Source organism: Syntrophotalea sp., from assembly GCF_050253115.1.
Classification (GTDB): Bacteria; Desulfobacterota; Desulfuromonadia; order Desulfuromonadales; family Syntrophotaleaceae; genus Syntrophotalea; species Syntrophotalea acetylenica.
In genome coordinates this window covers 36,162-52,129 of the sequence record NZ_JBFWJQ010000004.1, presented here as the reverse complement: position 1 = coordinate 52,129, position 15,968 = coordinate 36,162, and the positions used below count along the sequence as shown (strand labels likewise).

The following is a 15,968-nucleotide window of genomic DNA, read 5'->3' as shown; positions in this document are numbered from 1 at the left end:
AAGATAGCAGATTGGATCAATTGAACCTGCTCAAATAGCCAGCCGCCTTTAGGCGGCCCAAGGTTTGAGCCAACCGCTTTGAGCGGTTCACCCATAAAGCCCCCGGTTTGACCGGGGGATACTTACAGTCGGTATTTCTGCAGGATGCCGACGGTCTGATCGCCGGCCCGGTGCAGCTGCGGGCGATCCTCGATCATCTGCGCAAAACCTTCCCCTGGCCCTTTCGCGTTACCGCTTACGCGCGCTCCAAAACGGTATTACGTTATCGCCCGGAAGACCTTTTAGCCCTGCGCCAGGCAGGCTTGTCGCGCCTGCACATCGGCCTGGAGTCGGGCTGTGACACCGTGCTGCGGCAGGTATGCAAAGGCGCCAGCCGTGCTGAGCATATCATGGCCGGCCGGCGGGTCCGGCAGGCTGGCATCGAGCTGTCCGCCTATGTCATGCCGGGTCTGGGAGGCAGAAACCTGTCGGAACGCCATGCCCGGGATTCCGCAAGCGCCCTGTGTGCCATCGATCCGGAATTTATCCGTCTGCGCACCCTGGCCATCCCCGGCGGCGTGCCCCTGGCGCAGGAATGGCTTAGCGGCCGCTTTGAACTGTGTGACAGCCGGGAGCTGGCTCGGGAATTGCTGTTGTTTCTGCAGTCGCTCGATGCGGCCCACGGCGAACTGGTCAGCGACCATGCGCTGAACCTGTTCGAAGATCTGTCGGGCCGGTTGCCCAAGGATCTGCCACGGCTGCGGAGCATGGTTGAGGCGTTTCTTGTCCTGCCCGACGAGCGGCGTTGCCTGTATCTTGTCGGCCGCCGCGGCGGCGTGCTGCGTGGCCTGGCGGATCTGCAGGATCCCGGCAGGCAGGCGGCGGCCGCGGCGATCTGCCGGAAACTGGGCGCCACGCCGGACAATGTCGAGGAGATCTGCAGGCTGTTGATGCAGCGTTTGATCTGAATCGTCGCCTGGCCAGGAAGCAGCCGGCGAACTTGTCGTCAAGGAAAGGGTGTCGACTTATGACTCATACCTGTACCATCGATACGCCGTTGGGACCCATGCTGGCGGCTGCCAAAGGCGGCAAGCTAGCGGTGCTGAATTTTCTCGGCCAGAAACACTTTGCAGCCGGCATGAATGATTGGTTGAAGCAGCCCGATGATCCCGTGCTGGTTGCTCTGCGGGCATGGCTCCAGGGCTATTTTTCCGGAGCGGCAACTGTCCCCGATGTTCCCCTCGATCCCGGAGGAACGCCCTTTCAGAAGACGGTATGGAGCATTTTGTTGCGAATACCCCGAGGAGCTACCACCAGTTACGGCGAAATCGCACGGGAAGTTGCCGAAAAAACCGGGATAGCCGCAATGTCGGCACAGGCAGTGGGTGGCGCGGTGGGACGCAATCCGATAGCTATCCTGATTCCCTGTCACCGGGTACTCGGCGCCGACGGCAGCCTCACCGGCTATGCGGGAGGGCTGGACAAAAAGCGGGCACTGCTGGCATTGGAAGGAATCACCGTGCCTTGAAACCCACCCTGAAGAACAGGCTGTAGAGCACCGGCACCACGCCGAGGGTCAGTGCGGTGGCGAACAGCAGGCCGAAAATAATGGCGATCGCCATCGGTTCCCACAAAGGGCCGCCGCCGAGCCACAAAGGCAGCAGGCCGCCGATGGTGGTGGCGGTGGTCAGCAAAATGGGCCGCAGCCGGCGCATGGCCGCTTCGATTACCGCGCGCTCTGGCGGCAGGCCGTTCTGCTCGATTTCAATGTCGATGCGATCGATAAGCACGATGGCGTTGTTGATAACGATGCCTGCCAGTGACACCACTCCCAGCAGGGTCATGAAGCCGAAATAGCTCCCCGTGAGCAGCAGGCCGGCGGTCACGCCGATCATGCCCAGGGGGATGGTCAACAGGATGATCAGCGGGCGGCGCAGGGAGTTGAACTGTCCTACCAGTAAAAGCACCACCAGCAGACCGGTGATGGGCAGATTGACGTTGATCGATTCGTTGGCCTTGCCCGAGGTTTCCAGTTCACCACCCATTTCGTATTTGTAGCCGAAGGGCCAGCCGCGCTGTTCCTTCTTCAGCCAGTGGTCCAGTTGCCGGGCGATGGCGATGGCGTTGCCGTTCGTGTCAAGGCCGGCTTCAACGGTAACGGTACGGCGCCGGTCGCGGCGCAGGATCTTGGCCGGTTGCCAGGCGATTTCGATATCAGCCACCTGTTTCAGGGGCACGGACTGCCCGGTGCGCTGCACGTAGATGTTGTGGGTTTCGAGCTTGCCGAAATCCTGGCGGTCGGCGGCCGTGGAGCGCAGGGTGACCGGGATGACTTCATCTGCTTCGCGGTACTCGGTGGTGGTGATGCCGCTGAGAATGGTCTGCAGCGATACCGCCACATCGCGGCTGGTCAGACCGGCGCGCAGGGCGCGGGGCTGGTTGACGCGCACCACCAGTTTTTTGGTGCGGGCTCCCCAGTCGTCCGTGATGTTGAGGATGCCCGGCATGCCCGCGAGATGCGCCTTGACTTTGTCGGCAATGCCAAACAGTTCTTCGCTGTTTTTGCCGGACAGGCGGATTTCCACCGGGTTGTCCACCGGCGGACCGAGGTTCAGAGGCCGGATGCGCGGATTGAGGTCGGGAAAGCGGCTACGACAGAAGGCTTCCAGACGCGGCATGGCGCTGTCGAGGAGGTGGCGGCGGGAGGTGCCGTTGACAAGTACATAGGCATATTCCGGGCTGGGCGGTTCCGGCTTGTAGGGGAGCATGAAGCGCGGCGCCCCTTCACCGATAAAGGCGACCCAGTCGGTGATCCCTTCACCTCCGTTTCCGGACGCCAGATCGGCGCCCATGAAATCCTCGATCTGTTGCACCACCGCTTCGGTTCGTTTAAGCGGCGTGCCCATGGGCAGGCGCAGTTCGGCACAGAAGATGGCCTTGTCGCTGGGCGGGAAAAAAGTCTTGGGGACCAGCCGCATGCCGAGCATGGCAGCCATGAACAGCACAACAATGCCGGCCACGCTCAGCCACCGGTGGCGCAGCAATGCCAGCAGTACGCCGTGATACCCGCGATAGAAACGGGACTGGAAATCAACGGCGCCGGCCTTGCTGTCGGGATGCAGGAAATGGCTGCACAGCAGCGGGGTCATGGTCAGCGACAGTAGCCATGAGCAGAGCAGGGTGATGGTGACCACTTTGAACAGGGGCGCCGTGTATTCGCCGGTGGAGGATTTGGCCAGAAAAATCGGCAGGAAGGCGGCCGCGGTGGTCAGCGACGAGGTCAGCAGGGGGATCTTGAGTTCCTGGGCCGAATCGATGGCCGCCTGCCGCGCCGGTTTGCCCTCCGCCACCTGCACCATGATCGATTCGCTCATGACGATGGCGTTGTCGACCAGCATGCCCAGGGCGATGATCAGGGATGCCAGTGACATCTGGTCGATGCCGATGTTGAAAAAACCCATCACCATCAGCGACATGATCATGGCCATGGGAATCAGGCTCGATACCACCAGCCCGGTGCGCAGGCCGAGAAACACCAGCATCACCGTCAGCACGATGGCCATGGCCTGCAGCAGGTTGCCGGTAAATTCCGAGACCTTGCGTTCGACGTGTTTTGGCTGGAAGGCCACCACATCGAAGCTGACGCCGATGGGGTAGGCCTCGTGAAAACGGTCGATGGCCTGCCGGACCTCCTCCCCGAGCTTGAGGATATCTCCTCCCTCGCGCAGGTGAAGAGCCAGGGTCAGTGCCGGCTGTCCTCTGTAGCGGACCTTGGCCTTCGGCGGGTCGATGTAGCCGCGGTGTATGCTGACGAGATCCTCCAGGTAGACCACGTCCCGGCTGCCCGGCACGTTGATGACAGTACGCCGCAGGTCTTCGACGGAATCGAAATTGCCCGTCGGTTCCAGCACGATCTGTTCCTTGTCGGTGAAGATTTCACCGCCGGGGATGATGATGTTGCGGGCTTCGAGGATGTTTTTCAGCAGCAGCGGCGACAGCCCCAGTTCGGCCAGCCGGGCATTGTTGTACTCCACGAAAATGCGTTCCTGCTGGATTCCCTGGATGTCGACCTTGGCGATTTCGTCACTGAGCAGCAGTTCGTTGCGGCAGTCTTCGGCGATCTGTTTCAGCTGCGCGTAGCTGAAATCCTGGCCGGTGATGGCGATAATGGTACCGAAAATATCGCCGAATTCGTCATTGACGAAAGGCCCCACCACTTCGTCGGGCAGATCCCCGGTGGCGCGCTGCACCTTCCGACGCAGATTGTCCCATATGGGACGCATGTTCTTGTAGCGTTCCAGGATGTTGACGAAGATGACCGAGACGCCTGGTTTCGATTCGCTGTCAATGTAGTCGATCTCGGGGATTTCCTGGATGACCTTCTCCAGCTTGTCGGTAACCAGCTGCTCCACCCGCTCGGGGCTGGCGCCGGGGAAATAGGTCAGCACCTGCGCGGTGCGCACCACGAACCCGGGATCCTCGTCCCGGGGCAGGGATTTGAAGGAGAACAACCCGGCCAGGGCCACCACCACCAGGGCGACGTAGGTGATGCGGGTTTTGTCGAGTGCCGCGCGCGTGATATTCATGGCGCGGGCTCCGGCTCCGTGAGCAGTTTGACCTGTTGGCCATCCTGAATCAGGGCGACGCCGGCGGTGACGATGCGGTTGCCGTCCTTCAGACCGGAGACGATCTCGAGCCCTTCCGCGGACAGTTCCCCGACCCTTACCGGTTGTCTGCGGACCCGGCCCAGATTCGCCCCCTCGACTTCAAGGATGAACACGAAGCGCCCGGCGCGATCCTCGCCAACCGCCTCGGGGGGGACGAGAAAACGGGTGCCGCCTTCGGTCCTCTGGCCGAAGCTGAAAGCGACTTCCGCTGCCATGCCCGGCCGAATGGCCGGGTCGGCGCCGCTCAGGCGCACCGTGACGGGATAAGTGGTGGCGTAACTGGTGGCCGCCACGCCGACCTCGGTCACCTGCCCCTCGAAGACACGCTGCGGCAGGGCATCGAAGCGGATGGCTACCGCGTCGCCGCGCTCGATGCCGGCGATCAGGCTCTCCGGGATGGCGACACCGACCTCCGGTATGGCCCCGGCGGTGAGCAGCGCCACGATCTGGCCTGCCGCGACATTCTCACCGGCCTCGATCGGAACACTGGCGATGGCCCCGTTGACCGGCGCGGTGAGACGGGTATAGCGCAGCTGCGAGCGGGCCAGTTCCAGACGGGTCTCGCTTGCGCGTACCGCCGCGGCGGCCGATTCGCTGGCGGCACGGGCCGCATCGAGGTCGTTGCGGGAAGCATTGCGGTTTTCGTACAGGGCCCGCACCCGGGCATAGTTGGCTTCGGCGTTGCGTGCCTGGGCCAGGGTTCTGGCGAGAGCCGCCTGTGCCTCCTGTTTCTGCAGCTCGTAGTCGGTGGCGTCGAGGCGGGCGATGAGTTGTCCGGCCTGCACCCGGTCTCCGACTTTGACAAACAGGCCCTCGATGGCGCCGGGCACCCGGAAGGAAAGCCTGGACTCCTGGCCCGCTTTGGAAATGCCGGAAAACGAGCGCTGAATCTGTCCGCTGAAAGCCCTTACCGTCGCGCTGCGGACCGGACGCAGCGGGGGCGGCTGAGGCGGACCGTTGTCGTTGCAGGCCATGAGGCTGAGGATGATCGACAGAAAGGCAAGGTATCGGACGGGCATGGCGTCACTCCGGCAAGGTGGCCTGTTGCAGAAATTGTTCGAGGTGCCTGAACCAGTTTTCCCGGTCGTCGGCCCCGAGAAAAAAATCGAACTGGCCGATGGCGCGCTGTACGGCCATCAAATCGAGAAGAAAATCGTAAACGGCATTGGCGGCGGCCTGCTCGGCGACCAGGTCGGCATTCTGGGCGTCAAGCAGTTCAAGGATGGAGACCACCCCGCGCGAGTAGGCATCGGTCACCAGTTCCAGGTTTCGGGCCGCCGCTTCGGACCCCTCGCGGGACAGCCGGATACCGGTGTAGGAGGCCCGGCTGTTGTGCAGGGCGCTACGGATACGTTGCTCCGTGCGGGCGGCGAGCGCCTTGCGTTCCAGTTCCAGCCCCTCGACCTGGCGTTCAGCCTGCACCAGGTCGGCAAAGCGGGTGCCGCCGGAAAACAGGGGCAGCGACAGGCGAATGCCGACGTTCCAGGAGGTGTCATCGGCTTCCGGGATGTTAACGGGAAGCAAACCCTTGAGGCGACTGAAGGGCGATTCAACGCCTTCGCCGGTTTCATCAAGCATGTGCGTGATTCCGGCCTGCAGGGACAGGTCCGGAACCCAGAACGATCGCCGGGCCGCAAGGCGGGCTCGTCTGCGGGCCGCTATGGCCGCATCCAGGCGTTGCAGCTCCGGGGAGGCTTTCAGGCCTTGCGCCACCATAAAATCGCGAAATCTGGCGAATGCCGCCGGAGTGGCAAGCTGGGCGAACAGGCGCGGGTCGCTGACCAACAGCACCGGATCGTCCAGGCCCTGTTCGGATGTCGTGAAATTTTCTTCCAGGGGGCGCTGCAGGATGCGGTTGAGGGCGAGTTTCGCTCGGGTACGCGCCACGTCGGCGTCGATGAGAGCCCTGCGGTCCCGTGCCAGCTGGCTTTCCCAGCGATAGACTTCGGCGGGACTGGAAAATCCGATTTCCCGTCGGGTACGGGCCAGTTCCAGGTTGGACCGCGTCACGCGCAGATTGTTTCTCTGTACCGTCTGCAGGGTTTTGGTCCGCAGTACATCGAGGTATGCGGAGGCCGCCTCCTGGATGACATCGAGGCGCAACTGGCGCCGTTCTTCCTGCCGCGCCTGCTGCTGCTGTTTCTGGATATCGAGATTGGCCCAGGTGGATTCGGAGTAAAGATTCTGCCGCAGTTCCAGGGAAGCGCTCAGACTCTGCTCGGCCTGGGTGCCGAAGCTGGCGGCGGCGCGGTCCTGATCGATAAGGCTCCCGGTCGCCGATAGTTCCAGGTGCGGCAACAGTCCGGCGCGAGCCTTGCGGATGTCTTCACGGCCGGCGGCGACCTTGCGGTCGGCGGCGGCCAGGTCGAGGTTCACCGCTTCCGCTTCTTTTACCACCGTGTCCAGGGACCAGCGCCGCGTCGCTGTCAGCGGCTCGGCGAATAACTGTTCGGCTTCATTGAGTATGTTCCAGGCGGGGGAGAAGCCGATGGCGCGGGCCGTGGCCATATTGATGGCGAGGCGGTCCTCCAGGGAGGTGGTGGCCGGCAGGCTGGCAGCGTTCTCACCCAGCAAAATGCGCTGCATGTTCAGCGCGGTGCGGCGTGCCAGTCGCGCAAAATCGGTGGCCGGAGCCGCTCCCGCCAGTACCCCTTTGCAGACTTCTTCGTAACCCAGGTAGGAAAAGCTGGGCAGTCCGCGGGCGGAAAGCCCGGCGATCAGTTGGCGGAAGGATTCCTCCGCAAGCAGCAGAGGGGTGATGTAGACGGCCTCCGTTTCTTCAGGAAGGGCTGCCAGGGCAGCTTCCACCGCGCCGTTTACCGGGATGACGCTCAGGGAGACGCTGGTTTCGGCCAGTTGCCGTTTGAGGTTGCGGGTGATCTCGGGAATAGCTTCATGGTAGGGACGATGAACAAGGATGGCCAGGTGCTGGAACGGCACCAGTTCGCGAAACAGGCGCAGGTCGCGTAACAGGGGGCTTGTGGTGGCGATGTAGTTGAAGTTGAAAACGCCGCTGCTGCCGTTGCTGGCCGGCAGTTGCTGGGCAGCGCGATCGACGGTCAGCGGCGCAAGGCAGGGTTTGGGCAACGGTCCGCGACGCGCCAGGTCCTGTCCCGCCAGAAGCCCGAGGGCGAGGATCATGTCGATGCTGTCGTCGGCCAGCAGTCGGTCGATGTTACGGTGCACGCCCTGCTGGCTCCAGTCGGCGGTCAACAGGGCGGTTTGCGGAAACCGGGTATGAAATTCGGCGCCGAGCAGATCGTTGATTTCGGCCTGAAACATTTCCAGAATGGCCTGGTTGCCTTGCCAGGGGCCATCCATGACCACCCCGATGTTCACGGGCCGGGCGGTGCTGGTCACCGGTGAGGCCAGCAGGCATGTCAGAAGCAGCAGCAGGCCGGCAAGCCGGCGGCGAAGGTGCGGAAGCAGCGGCAAAAGATGGCGGCACATCATAAAGAGGCATCCTCGAAACAAAGCATCCGGTTCTGATCGGCCATGCTCAATGCAAAGCTTTTTCCATCAATAATACGAGTTGATCGAGTTCCGTTTCCGTCAGGGCTCTGGCCATGCCCCGGATGTATTCGCGGCAGGCTTCCTCATAGGCATTGGCCACCTGTTCTCCGGTGCGGGTAAGCTGGATGAAATAGACGCGGCGGTCGCTGGCGGACCGGGTCTTGGTGACGTAGCCCTGTTCGATGAGTTTGTTGACGATGCCGGTTACCGCCGGTTTGCTCAGACCCAGCGTTTTGGCCAGGCCGCTGCATGTCAGATCGTCGCTGTGGTTGATGGCATTGATATACTGGAACTGGGTCAGGTTGATTTCCCGCGCGCCGATTTTGCGCAGTTTCTGCACCTTGGCATTGACCAGCGCCCGGGAGACGACTTCGAAAATTTCCATGATGCGGTTCTGATGGTTCATGCGGGTATGTCATCCGGCCTGATGGTTAGTTCGGTTAACAAAATATATGGTCTGCAACATTTCTGTCAATTTCGTATACGCGAAAAAAGGGTCAGGCGGCGAAGCTTGTGGTCGCGAAGGTGGGAATGCGTCCGATCAGGGCGGGCAGCAGGCGCAGGTGGACCGGAACAGGGTCGTGCTCAGGTAACGGTCACCGCGATCGGGCAGCAGGGTCACGATGGTGCCGCCGTGCATGGCCCGGGCGATCTCCAGCGCGCCGGCAACCGCCGCACCGCTGGACATGCCCGCGAAGATGCCTTCAAGGATAGCCAGCCGGCGGGCGGTTTCAAAGGCCGTATCGTCATCGATGGTGAGCTTGGCATCAAGTTGTTGCGGATTGTAGATGGCCGGCACAATGGCTTCCTGCATGTTTTTCAGTCCCTGCACCTTGTGCCCCATGACCGGCTCGATGCCGATGATGGAAACGGACGGTTTCTGCTGCTTGAGGTAGGCGCCGGTGCCCATGAGGGTGCCGGAGGTTCCCATGCCGGCCACAAAGACATCGATCTGCCCATCCGTCTGGGCGAAAATTTCCGGGCCGGTAGTGTGATAGTGGGCCAGGGGGTTGTTGGGGTTGGCGTACTGGTTGGGCATGTAATAGGTTTCCGGATCCTGTTCCAGAACGCGATGCGCCATGCGGATGGCCCCGTCGGTGGCTTCAGTGGGGGGCGACAGGATCACCTCGGCGCCGTAGGCTTCCAGCACCGCGCGGCGCTCCAGGCTGACGCAGCCGGGCATCACCAGCTTGACCCGGTAACCGCGTGCGGCGCCAATCATGGCCAAAGCAATGCCGGTGTTGCCGGAGGTCGGTTCCAGAATCGTTTTTCCCCTGGTCAGTTCCCCCGATTCCTCGGCTTTGCGGATCATATGCCAGGCCGGCCGATCCTTGACGGAGCCGCCGGGGTTGTTGCCTTCGAGTTTGGCGAATATGCGCACCCGCGGGTTGGGATTGAGTTTGGTCAGTTCCACCAGGGGGGTGTTGCCAATGGTGCTGCACAGATCGATAGGGCGGTCGATTTTCATGAAGTTGTCAGCCTTGTCGGGTCGATTTTTTAGAAACACAAAGCCTTGCGGGCAGGGCGTTGCGTCACAGCGGTTACTCAAGTGTCATGCATCTTACAAAAGACTGCTCCCCGAAGACAACGCCGTTTTTTATCGATGGCGTTTACAGGATGCCGTGCAACGGTCTGCCGCGGGCCGCCAGGTCCTCGATGCGCCGCAGGGTGGCCGGATCTTCCTGCAGCGGTTCAGGATGGTGCGGCTTGAGGCGGGCGTCGAGGACCAGGGGGCCTGCACAGCCCCAATGTTTAAGCTGCGTCTTTGCCTCGATGCCGTACAGGTCGATGGCCGGATCGGAACGGGTGAAGGCGGTCCAGAGGAAATTTTCCAGGCTCCGGGCGCAAAAATCGCTGTTGTCGACCAGTACGATCCAGGGAAAACGCAGGATCGGATGCCCGGCATCGAAGCCTGCACAAAAAGCTTCGATGCGCGCATCCGCCTCGCCACGGGGCGAGGTTGCCGGCGGTGCCTGGATGGCCAGCAGCCCCGGGAGAATCAGGCGCGGGGCGGTATAGCCGGATGGCAGCGGCATGTCGGACGGCAACCCGGTGGGCAGGGTACGGATCGGGGGCCCGCAGGCGGCGATCACGACCTTCGATCCCTGGTGCAGGGCCGGGCCACTGTAGTCGAGGGTGTCGATGCTGGTGCGGGTCTGAAAATGCAGATCCCGCCGCCAGTCGACGCGTTCCAGAAGGTGGCGCAGAAAGCCTGCCACGTTACCGACATCCAGGTCATTGGCATCCTCGGCGGCGGCGATCAACAGAAATTTGGCCAGAGAGAGCTGGCCGGTGCCAAGCAGGGCCTGGGCCTGCGTAAGGAGTTCCCGCGGCTGGCGGCGTGGCTCGTAGGGGGTGTAGCGTTCGCTGCCGATAGCCAGCAGCAGGGGGTGTACGCCGGCGGCGTCCACGGCATTCACGGCCCGCACCCCGTTGACCAGCCGGGGGATCAGCGGCGCGGTCAACTGGTGGATGAAGGCACCGAAAATACTGTCTTCCTGCGGGGGACGGCCAACGCTGGTGAAGGGCCAGATGGCGTCAGGACGGTGATAGACGGCCTTTACCTCCAGTACCGGAAAATCATGCTGAAGGCTGTAATAGCCGAGGTGATCCCCGAAGGGACCCTCCGGCAGCGTTTTGCCCGGAAGGACAGTGCCGCAGATGCAGAAGTCGGCCTGGGCGGCAATGGCGGGCCGGCCGGTCTGCGGCCGCATCTCCATACGGCGGCCGCCAAGCAGACCGGCGAAGCATATCTCGGGCATATCCTCCGGTAAAGGCATGATGGCGGCCAGGGTCAGGGCCGGCGGCCCGCCGACAAAGATGTTGACGGGCAAGGGCTGCCGTTGCCGCAGGGCTTGGGCATGGTGTACGCCCAGTCCGCGGTGCAGCTGATAGTGCAGTCCGACTTCGCGATTGACACGGTAGCGGTTGCCGGCCAGTTGTACGCGGTACATGCCGAGATTGGCATGCCGGAATCCGGGAGCGTCAGGACTTTCCGAGTAAACCAGCGGCAGGGTGATGAACGGGCCGCCGTCCTTGGGCCAGCAGACCAGTTGCGGGAGCTGATCGATGCTGGTGCGGTATGCCAGCACCGGTGCCTTGCGAACGGTTCGGGGCGGCAAGTGGCCCGCGCTGAGCAACACGCCTGGCCACAGTCGAGGGTTTTTCAGCAGCGCGACAGGGTCGCTGCCGAATCGCAGCATGCGCTCTACGGTCTCCAGGGTGTCGCGGAACAGAAAACGTGTTCGTTGCAGGGTGCCGAACAGGTTGGCCAGCATCGGGAACCGGCACCCCCTGACACGGGTGAACAACAAAGCCGGCCCTTTGGCCTGGCACACCCGGCGCTGGATGGCGGCTACCTCGAGGCGGGAGTCGACTTCAGCCTCGATGCGCACCAGTTGCCCGGTGCGTTCAAGATCGCGGACACATGCGGACAGGTTGCGATAGCCCATGGTTGGCGTTTCCCTGTATAGGTCAAAAGGAAAGGGGGCTTTCGCCCCCCTTCTCACGTCTTGTCGCGGTTACCCTGATTTAAAAACGGTCGAGAATCTCCTGCTTTTTGGTACGGAATTCTGCGTCGTCGATCAGGCCCTTGTTTTTCAGTTGCTGTAAAAATTGCAGGCGCTGCTCGATGTTATCCAGTTCCATCGGCCCGGCGGCGGTGGCAGGCGCGCCGCTTGCCGGCGTCTGTTTTATCTGCTCGATGGACTGCTCGATCTCCTCGATTTTCTGATGCATTTTTTGCTGTTCTGACTGGTATTGAGCACTTTCTTCCCACATTTTGGTCGCTTCACGGAAGGTATCCGGGGTGGGGTTGAGGATCAGCCAGTCAGGCCGTGTGACAACATCGCTGGCAATGGCGCCGCCGGTTTTGTGTTGCATGCCTATTTTGCCCATGATCGCCCAGCCGGCGTTGGTTTTGCCCTGGTCGGGCGCGGTGTATTTGCGGCTGCCCGGCGCAAACAGCGGTCCGCTTGGGTCCGCGCTTTCCGGATAGGGTTCGTGCAAGGCGCCGATGATCAGGTTGAGCCTGTCATTTTCGACAAACAGCCGCCCGGTGGAGATCACCCGGGAACCGCTTCGCGGGTGGATGCCGGCGATGGCAAAGGTGACATCTTCCCTGGGACCGGCCTGGGCCAGGCCGCGGCTGACGGCAGCACCGAGGATTTCCAGTTCTTCGGGGCTGAACATCGCCACCGGCTTTGCTTCGCCCTCGAACTGAACCTCAAGGGAGTCGAGCATCTTGCGGATCAGGTTGGCGGAAAAATTGGCGGGATGGTCGTTGGCCGGCACCAGTATGCTGTCGCGGTCCTGACTTTCGATACGCACGAACTGGTGCTGATGCTGCCAGATGGCCGGCCGGGCATGGGTTTCTGCGTTTTCCTTGTTGTTAAGCAGGTTGCTGCCACAGCCGGCAAGGCTCAAAGCCAGACTCGCCGCGAGGATCACGCGCCGGTTCAGCGTCACCATTCTGCCGAAAACAGTCATGCGCTCCATTGAAATCTCCTTGAATCGAATTGGAAACAATCTGTTCGGTAATGTGGCGATGATAGGATTGAATCCATAAGAGGTCAAACAGTTTTTGACGCTCTGCGTCGTTGGCGTGGCGGCGGCATGCAAGGAGCGGCAGTTCTGGCGGGATTCATGCTGCACAAATAAAAAAGGGGAAGGAGCCTTGCCCCTTCCCCGATGGTGCGCCAATATTTACGACAGCTTACAGGCTGTCGAGGATTTCCTGTCGCTTGGCCTGGTATTCGTCTTCAGAGATGAGCTTTTCGTTACGCAGATCCTGCAGCTGGCGCAGGCGGTTTTTGATGGAATCCGTCGGCTCGGCCTGATGCGGCGGGCTCACCACGGGAACGGCTGCCGGAGTCTGCCTGATGGTATGCAGTTCCTGTTTGAGGGCTTCCATCTCGGCGCGAAGGCGCTCCTGTTCGGCGCTCATCTGGGCGCTCTCCTGGCGGACCTGGCTGGCTTCCTGCAGGGCGGCCTTGGCTGCTTCGCCGGCTTCCGTCTTGCGGGCGATGGCCGCTTTCCAGAGTTGCGGATCGGGGGTCATGACCAGCCAGTCCTGACGATTGGCGCCGGCTACCTGCTTGGTCTCCAGTCCGGGTATCGACACCACCTGCCATGGCTTGCTCAATACCGGCAGCGGGCGGCTTTTGGCGCGGCTGCCGGGCAGCCAGGGATCGACACGGCGATCTTTTTCCTCATCATACTCTTCGTGCAGCCTGCCGATGATCAGGTTGAGTTTGCCATCCTGTACGAACAGCCGGCCCGTGAGTATCGAACGGTCGTGGGTGAAGGAGACCAGCCCCCGATGAATGCCGAGGATGGCGAAGGTTACGTCCTCCCGGGGGGTTGCCTGTGCCAGGCCCTGGCTGATGGCCGGTGTCAGTATCTCGAGTTCTTTGAAGGTGAAAACCGGCACGGGTTTTTCCTGGCCCTCGAAATGAACCTCGAGTGCGCCCAGTATGTTCGTCAGCTGGTCTGCCGGAATGTTGGCCGGATGGTTGTTGGGCGGCGTGGGTTTAACACCGCGGTCCTGGGATTCGATCTGGACATACTGGTCGCGATGTTTCCAGATGACGGAGGATATTTCGGGTGTTCCGCCGCCGAGCAGGGTGGTCCCGCAACCGCCAAGGGTAAGTGTTAGAAGCGTCGCCACAAGCAGACTGCCGCACAGCGTTGCATATTTATCGAGAACACCCTTGCGCACCATTTGCGATCTCCTTTGATTGAATCGAAAAAAAACAGGTTTTACTGTATCGAGTGGATGATAGGGTTGAATCGGTTGAAGGTCAAACAAAATTTGATTTCGCATGCAGGCAGAAAAAGCGGGTCAGCGAAGCCGACCCGCTTTCATGGGAAGAGACGAGAGCCAGCAAAAAGCTAGCGGTTTGTCTCGTAAGCTTCCAATCCTTCATGTACCGTCATTTGCGCGCCGCAGGCGCTGCATTTGATGAGCGTTTTTTCGCTGATTTTGGGTTTTGAAGAACTGCAACCCACGGTTGCCGCGGTCATGAGTATCAGTGCGGTGAATATCGACTTGCGCATTTTGCTATCCTTTCGGTTCCGACCGGAGAATGTTTCCCGGAAAAAATCCGGAAGCTGTTTCTGGCCTCCGACTATAGCACGTTGCGCCGATGCACTGAATAGCCTATCTGATCCGCGGCCCCCGTTTTGCGCGGTGCGCCTTTTGGCCAGTGCTTACCAGAGGAAGAAGGCGCCGACGTTGAATTGCTCGACTTTCCATTCCTCGCCGTTGAACCACTCCAGTTCGATGTGGCTGATCTCGGTCACCAGCTTGAGGTGCGCATTGATGTCGTGGGTCCACATGGCGGTCAGCTGGTACTGGGATTCGATTTCGCCCGTGCCGGTGGCATCACGAACATCTTTTTCGTAGGAGGTTTCCTCGAACTCGTTGCCGCCGTAGCTGATGCCGAGCTTGTTCTGGCCGAAGGTGTAGATGCCCTGCACGATCCAGCCCCAGGTTTCGCGTTCTTCGCCGGTGGCGTCGAGGGCTTCGGTGTCGAGCATGATGCTGCGGCCGAGGGCTTCGCCGGTGAAACCGGAGGCACTCAGCTCAAAAGGTCCCATGCCGACGATGGCGCCGCCGCCGACACCCCAGGCGGTAACGTCTTTGCCATCATCCTTGTTTTTGGCTTCCTGCCACAGGTTATTCATGTACAGTTTGAGGGTGTTGCCGTCGCCGAAGGTGCCGGCATAGGAGATTTCGCTCTCGAAACGGGGCAGCTTGGTCTCTTCGGCCGTATAGTCGCCGCCACCAAGCACGCCGGAAGCGATGACGCTGGGGTCATACACGCCGACCGCCACCTTGAAGCCGTTCATGTCGGGCGTGGTGTAGCGCACCTGGGCGTTGAACTGGGGATAGACATAGCCGAAGCCGATGCGGCCGAGGGTCGGGCCGACGTTGGCGTTGAGGTTGCCGGCCATACGGCCGGCGCCCAGCAGGGTCTGCTCCGCCAGCAGGTTGGTGCCGAGGAACAGGCTCAGGCCTTTACCTACCATAACCTGGCCGAAGTTGCCGTCGACGGTGAAGAAGACTTCACGCAGGTCGATCTGGGCGTCGAAGGTGTTCTTGAGGTTGGCGTTGGCCGGTTCCGGGTAGAAGCCGATGCGAGCCGCCATGTCGAGACCGCCGATGGTCGGGGCCTTGATGTTGAAGGCGAAGCAGGCGGGCAGAAAGCCGCTTTTGAGGCGGAAGCCTTCGTCGTCGGTGTAGCCGAGGAAAGGATTGACGACGTTATCCGGAGTGCTGTCGCCGGTCTGATAGACGCCGAACAGGTTGACCTGGCCGTCGGTACTGAAGGACCAGCCGTCGGCGCCGCCGATAACCACGGCGGCCTGGGCGCTGGAGGCCAGGAAGAACAGGGCGGCCACGACGGCCAGAATGTTGAATCTGCGAGATTTCATGCGGTCTTACCTCCTGAATTCAAGAATGAAAAAAGTTTTTTCCCCACACGCAAGCGGGCACTTGCGGGCGGGTCGGGCGCCGGGCGCCCCGGTGTGCAGGTAACCGCGGTTTTCCGATGTTGCGGGATGCCGGCCCCGGCCGGATTCGGGCAGTTCCGGAGCGGGAAGGCCTGCATGCCTGTCCTGCCGGCGTTGATCGGAAGTCCTTGGTTGGTAATCCTCCCATAGAAATAGCTTGCTGCGTCGAGCGCGGGCTTGGCGTTCTGCGTTTTCACCTCCCTTCAGTGTCCCGCCTCAAGAAAATAAACAGCTGTTTTACTGTGCGCAATTTCGGTGCCAGAATAGCGGTTGGCATTCGAGTTTTAAAAACAG

Annotated in this window: 11 protein-coding genes; 2 read left to right on the top strand and 9 right to left on the bottom strand. The window is 61.5% G+C overall.

The window, feature by feature from the left end; translation table 11 throughout:
• Nucleotides 1–107: 107 nt before the first annotated feature.
• The gene (locus tag AB7E65_RS01080) at nucleotides 108–947 is read left to right on the top strand and encodes a radical SAM protein (RefSeq protein WP_428745108.1); all 840 of its coding nucleotides are present in this window, start codon (nucleotides 108–110) and stop codon (nucleotides 945–947) included.
• A gap of 59 nt (nucleotides 948–1,006) precedes the next feature.
• Complete coding sequence (locus tag AB7E65_RS01075; RefSeq protein ID WP_320360564.1) at nucleotides 1,007–1,507, top strand: methylated-DNA--[protein]-cysteine S-methyltransferase; 501 nt, start codon at nucleotides 1,007–1,009, stop codon at nucleotides 1,505–1,507.
• Here AB7E65_RS01075 and AB7E65_RS01070 read toward each other — a convergent pair.
• The 9 genes from AB7E65_RS01070 to AB7E65_RS01030 form a co-directional block, all read right to left on the bottom strand.
• On the bottom strand, nucleotides 1,494–4,565 hold the full coding sequence (locus AB7E65_RS01070) for an efflux RND transporter permease subunit (RefSeq protein ID WP_428745107.1): 3,072 nt from the start codon (nucleotides 4,563–4,565) through the stop codon (nucleotides 1,494–1,496). The genes AB7E65_RS01075 and AB7E65_RS01070 overlap by 14 nt on opposite strands.
• Complete coding sequence (locus tag AB7E65_RS01065) at nucleotides 4,562–5,665, bottom strand: efflux RND transporter periplasmic adaptor subunit (RefSeq protein ID WP_428745106.1); 1,104 nt, start codon at nucleotides 5,663–5,665, stop codon at nucleotides 4,562–4,564. The genes AB7E65_RS01070 and AB7E65_RS01065 overlap by 4 nt, the downstream gene beginning before the upstream one ends.
• Before the next feature lie 4 nt (nucleotides 5,666–5,669).
• Nucleotides 5,670–8,099 carry a TolC family protein gene (locus AB7E65_RS01060; RefSeq protein ID WP_428745105.1) on the bottom strand — a complete coding sequence of 810 codons (2,430 nt, stop codon included), beginning with the start codon at nucleotides 8,097–8,099 and terminating at the stop codon, nucleotides 5,670–5,672.
• A gap of 46 nt (nucleotides 8,100–8,145) precedes the next feature.
• A complete protein-coding gene (locus AB7E65_RS01055) occupies nucleotides 8,146–8,565 on the bottom strand; it encodes a MarR family winged helix-turn-helix transcriptional regulator (RefSeq protein ID WP_072286707.1) in 420 nt (139 codons plus the stop codon).
• A 135-nt stretch (nucleotides 8,566–8,700) separates the two neighbouring features.
• Nucleotides 8,701–9,627 carry a PLP-dependent cysteine synthase family protein gene (locus tag AB7E65_RS01050; RefSeq protein WP_072286708.1) on the bottom strand — a complete coding sequence of 309 codons (927 nt, stop codon included), beginning with the start codon at nucleotides 9,625–9,627 and terminating at the stop codon, nucleotides 8,701–8,703.
• A gap of 142 nt (nucleotides 9,628–9,769) precedes the next feature.
• Nucleotides 9,770–11,611: a UbiD family decarboxylase gene (locus tag AB7E65_RS01045; RefSeq protein ID WP_428745104.1), complete on the bottom strand. Its 1,842-nt coding sequence runs from the start codon at nucleotides 11,609–11,611 to the stop codon at nucleotides 9,770–9,772.
• Nucleotides 11,612–11,690: 79 nt separating this feature from the next.
• Nucleotides 11,691–12,656 carry an SHOCT domain-containing protein gene (locus AB7E65_RS01040; protein WP_428745103.1) on the bottom strand — a complete coding sequence of 322 codons (966 nt, stop codon included), beginning with the start codon at nucleotides 12,654–12,656 and terminating at the stop codon, nucleotides 11,691–11,693.
• Nucleotides 12,657–12,873: 217 nt separating this feature from the next.
• A complete protein-coding gene (locus tag AB7E65_RS01035; protein ID WP_428745102.1) occupies nucleotides 12,874–13,881 on the bottom strand; it encodes a hypothetical protein in 1,008 nt (335 codons plus the stop codon).
• A 488-nt stretch (nucleotides 13,882–14,369) separates the two neighbouring features.
• The gene (locus tag AB7E65_RS01030) at nucleotides 14,370–15,596 is read right to left on the bottom strand and encodes a porin (RefSeq protein ID WP_072286712.1); all 1,227 of its coding nucleotides are present in this window, start codon (nucleotides 15,594–15,596) and stop codon (nucleotides 14,370–14,372) included.
• Between the last annotated feature and the right edge of the window lie 372 nt (nucleotides 15,597–15,968).

Bases quoted from the DNA above. Each gene is read 5' to 3' on its own strand.
- AB7E65_RS01075 (WP_320360564.1), top strand. From the start codon at position 1,007: ATGACTCATACCTGTACCATCGATACGCCGTTGGGACCCATGCTGGCG.
- AB7E65_RS01070 (WP_428745107.1), bottom strand. From the start codon at position 4,565: ATGAATATCACGCGCGCGGCACTCGACAAAACCCGCATCACCTACGTC.
- AB7E65_RS01065 (WP_428745106.1), bottom strand. From the start codon at position 5,665: ATGCCCGTCCGATACCTTGCCTTTCTGTCGATCATCCTCAGCCTCATG.
- AB7E65_RS01060 (WP_428745105.1), bottom strand. From the start codon at position 8,099: ATGATGTGCCGCCATCTTTTGCCGCTGCTTCCGCACCTTCGCCGCCGG.
- AB7E65_RS01055 (WP_072286707.1), bottom strand. From the start codon at position 8,565: ATGAACCATCAGAACCGCATCATGGAAATTTTCGAAGTCGTCTCCCGG.
- AB7E65_RS01050 (WP_072286708.1), bottom strand. From the start codon at position 9,627: ATGAAAATCGACCGCCCTATCGATCTGTGCAGCACCATTGGCAACACC.
- AB7E65_RS01045 (WP_428745104.1), bottom strand. From the start codon at position 11,611: ATGGGCTATCGCAACCTGTCCGCATGTGTCCGCGATCTTGAACGCACC.
- AB7E65_RS01040 (WP_428745103.1), bottom strand. From the start codon at position 12,656: ATGGAGCGCATGACTGTTTTCGGCAGAATGGTGACGCTGAACCGGCGC.
- AB7E65_RS01035 (WP_428745102.1), bottom strand. From the start codon at position 13,881: ATGGTGCGCAAGGGTGTTCTCGATAAATATGCAACGCTGTGCGGCAGT.
- AB7E65_RS01030 (WP_072286712.1), bottom strand. From the start codon at position 15,596: ATGAAATCTCGCAGATTCAACATTCTGGCCGTCGTGGCCGCCCTGTTC.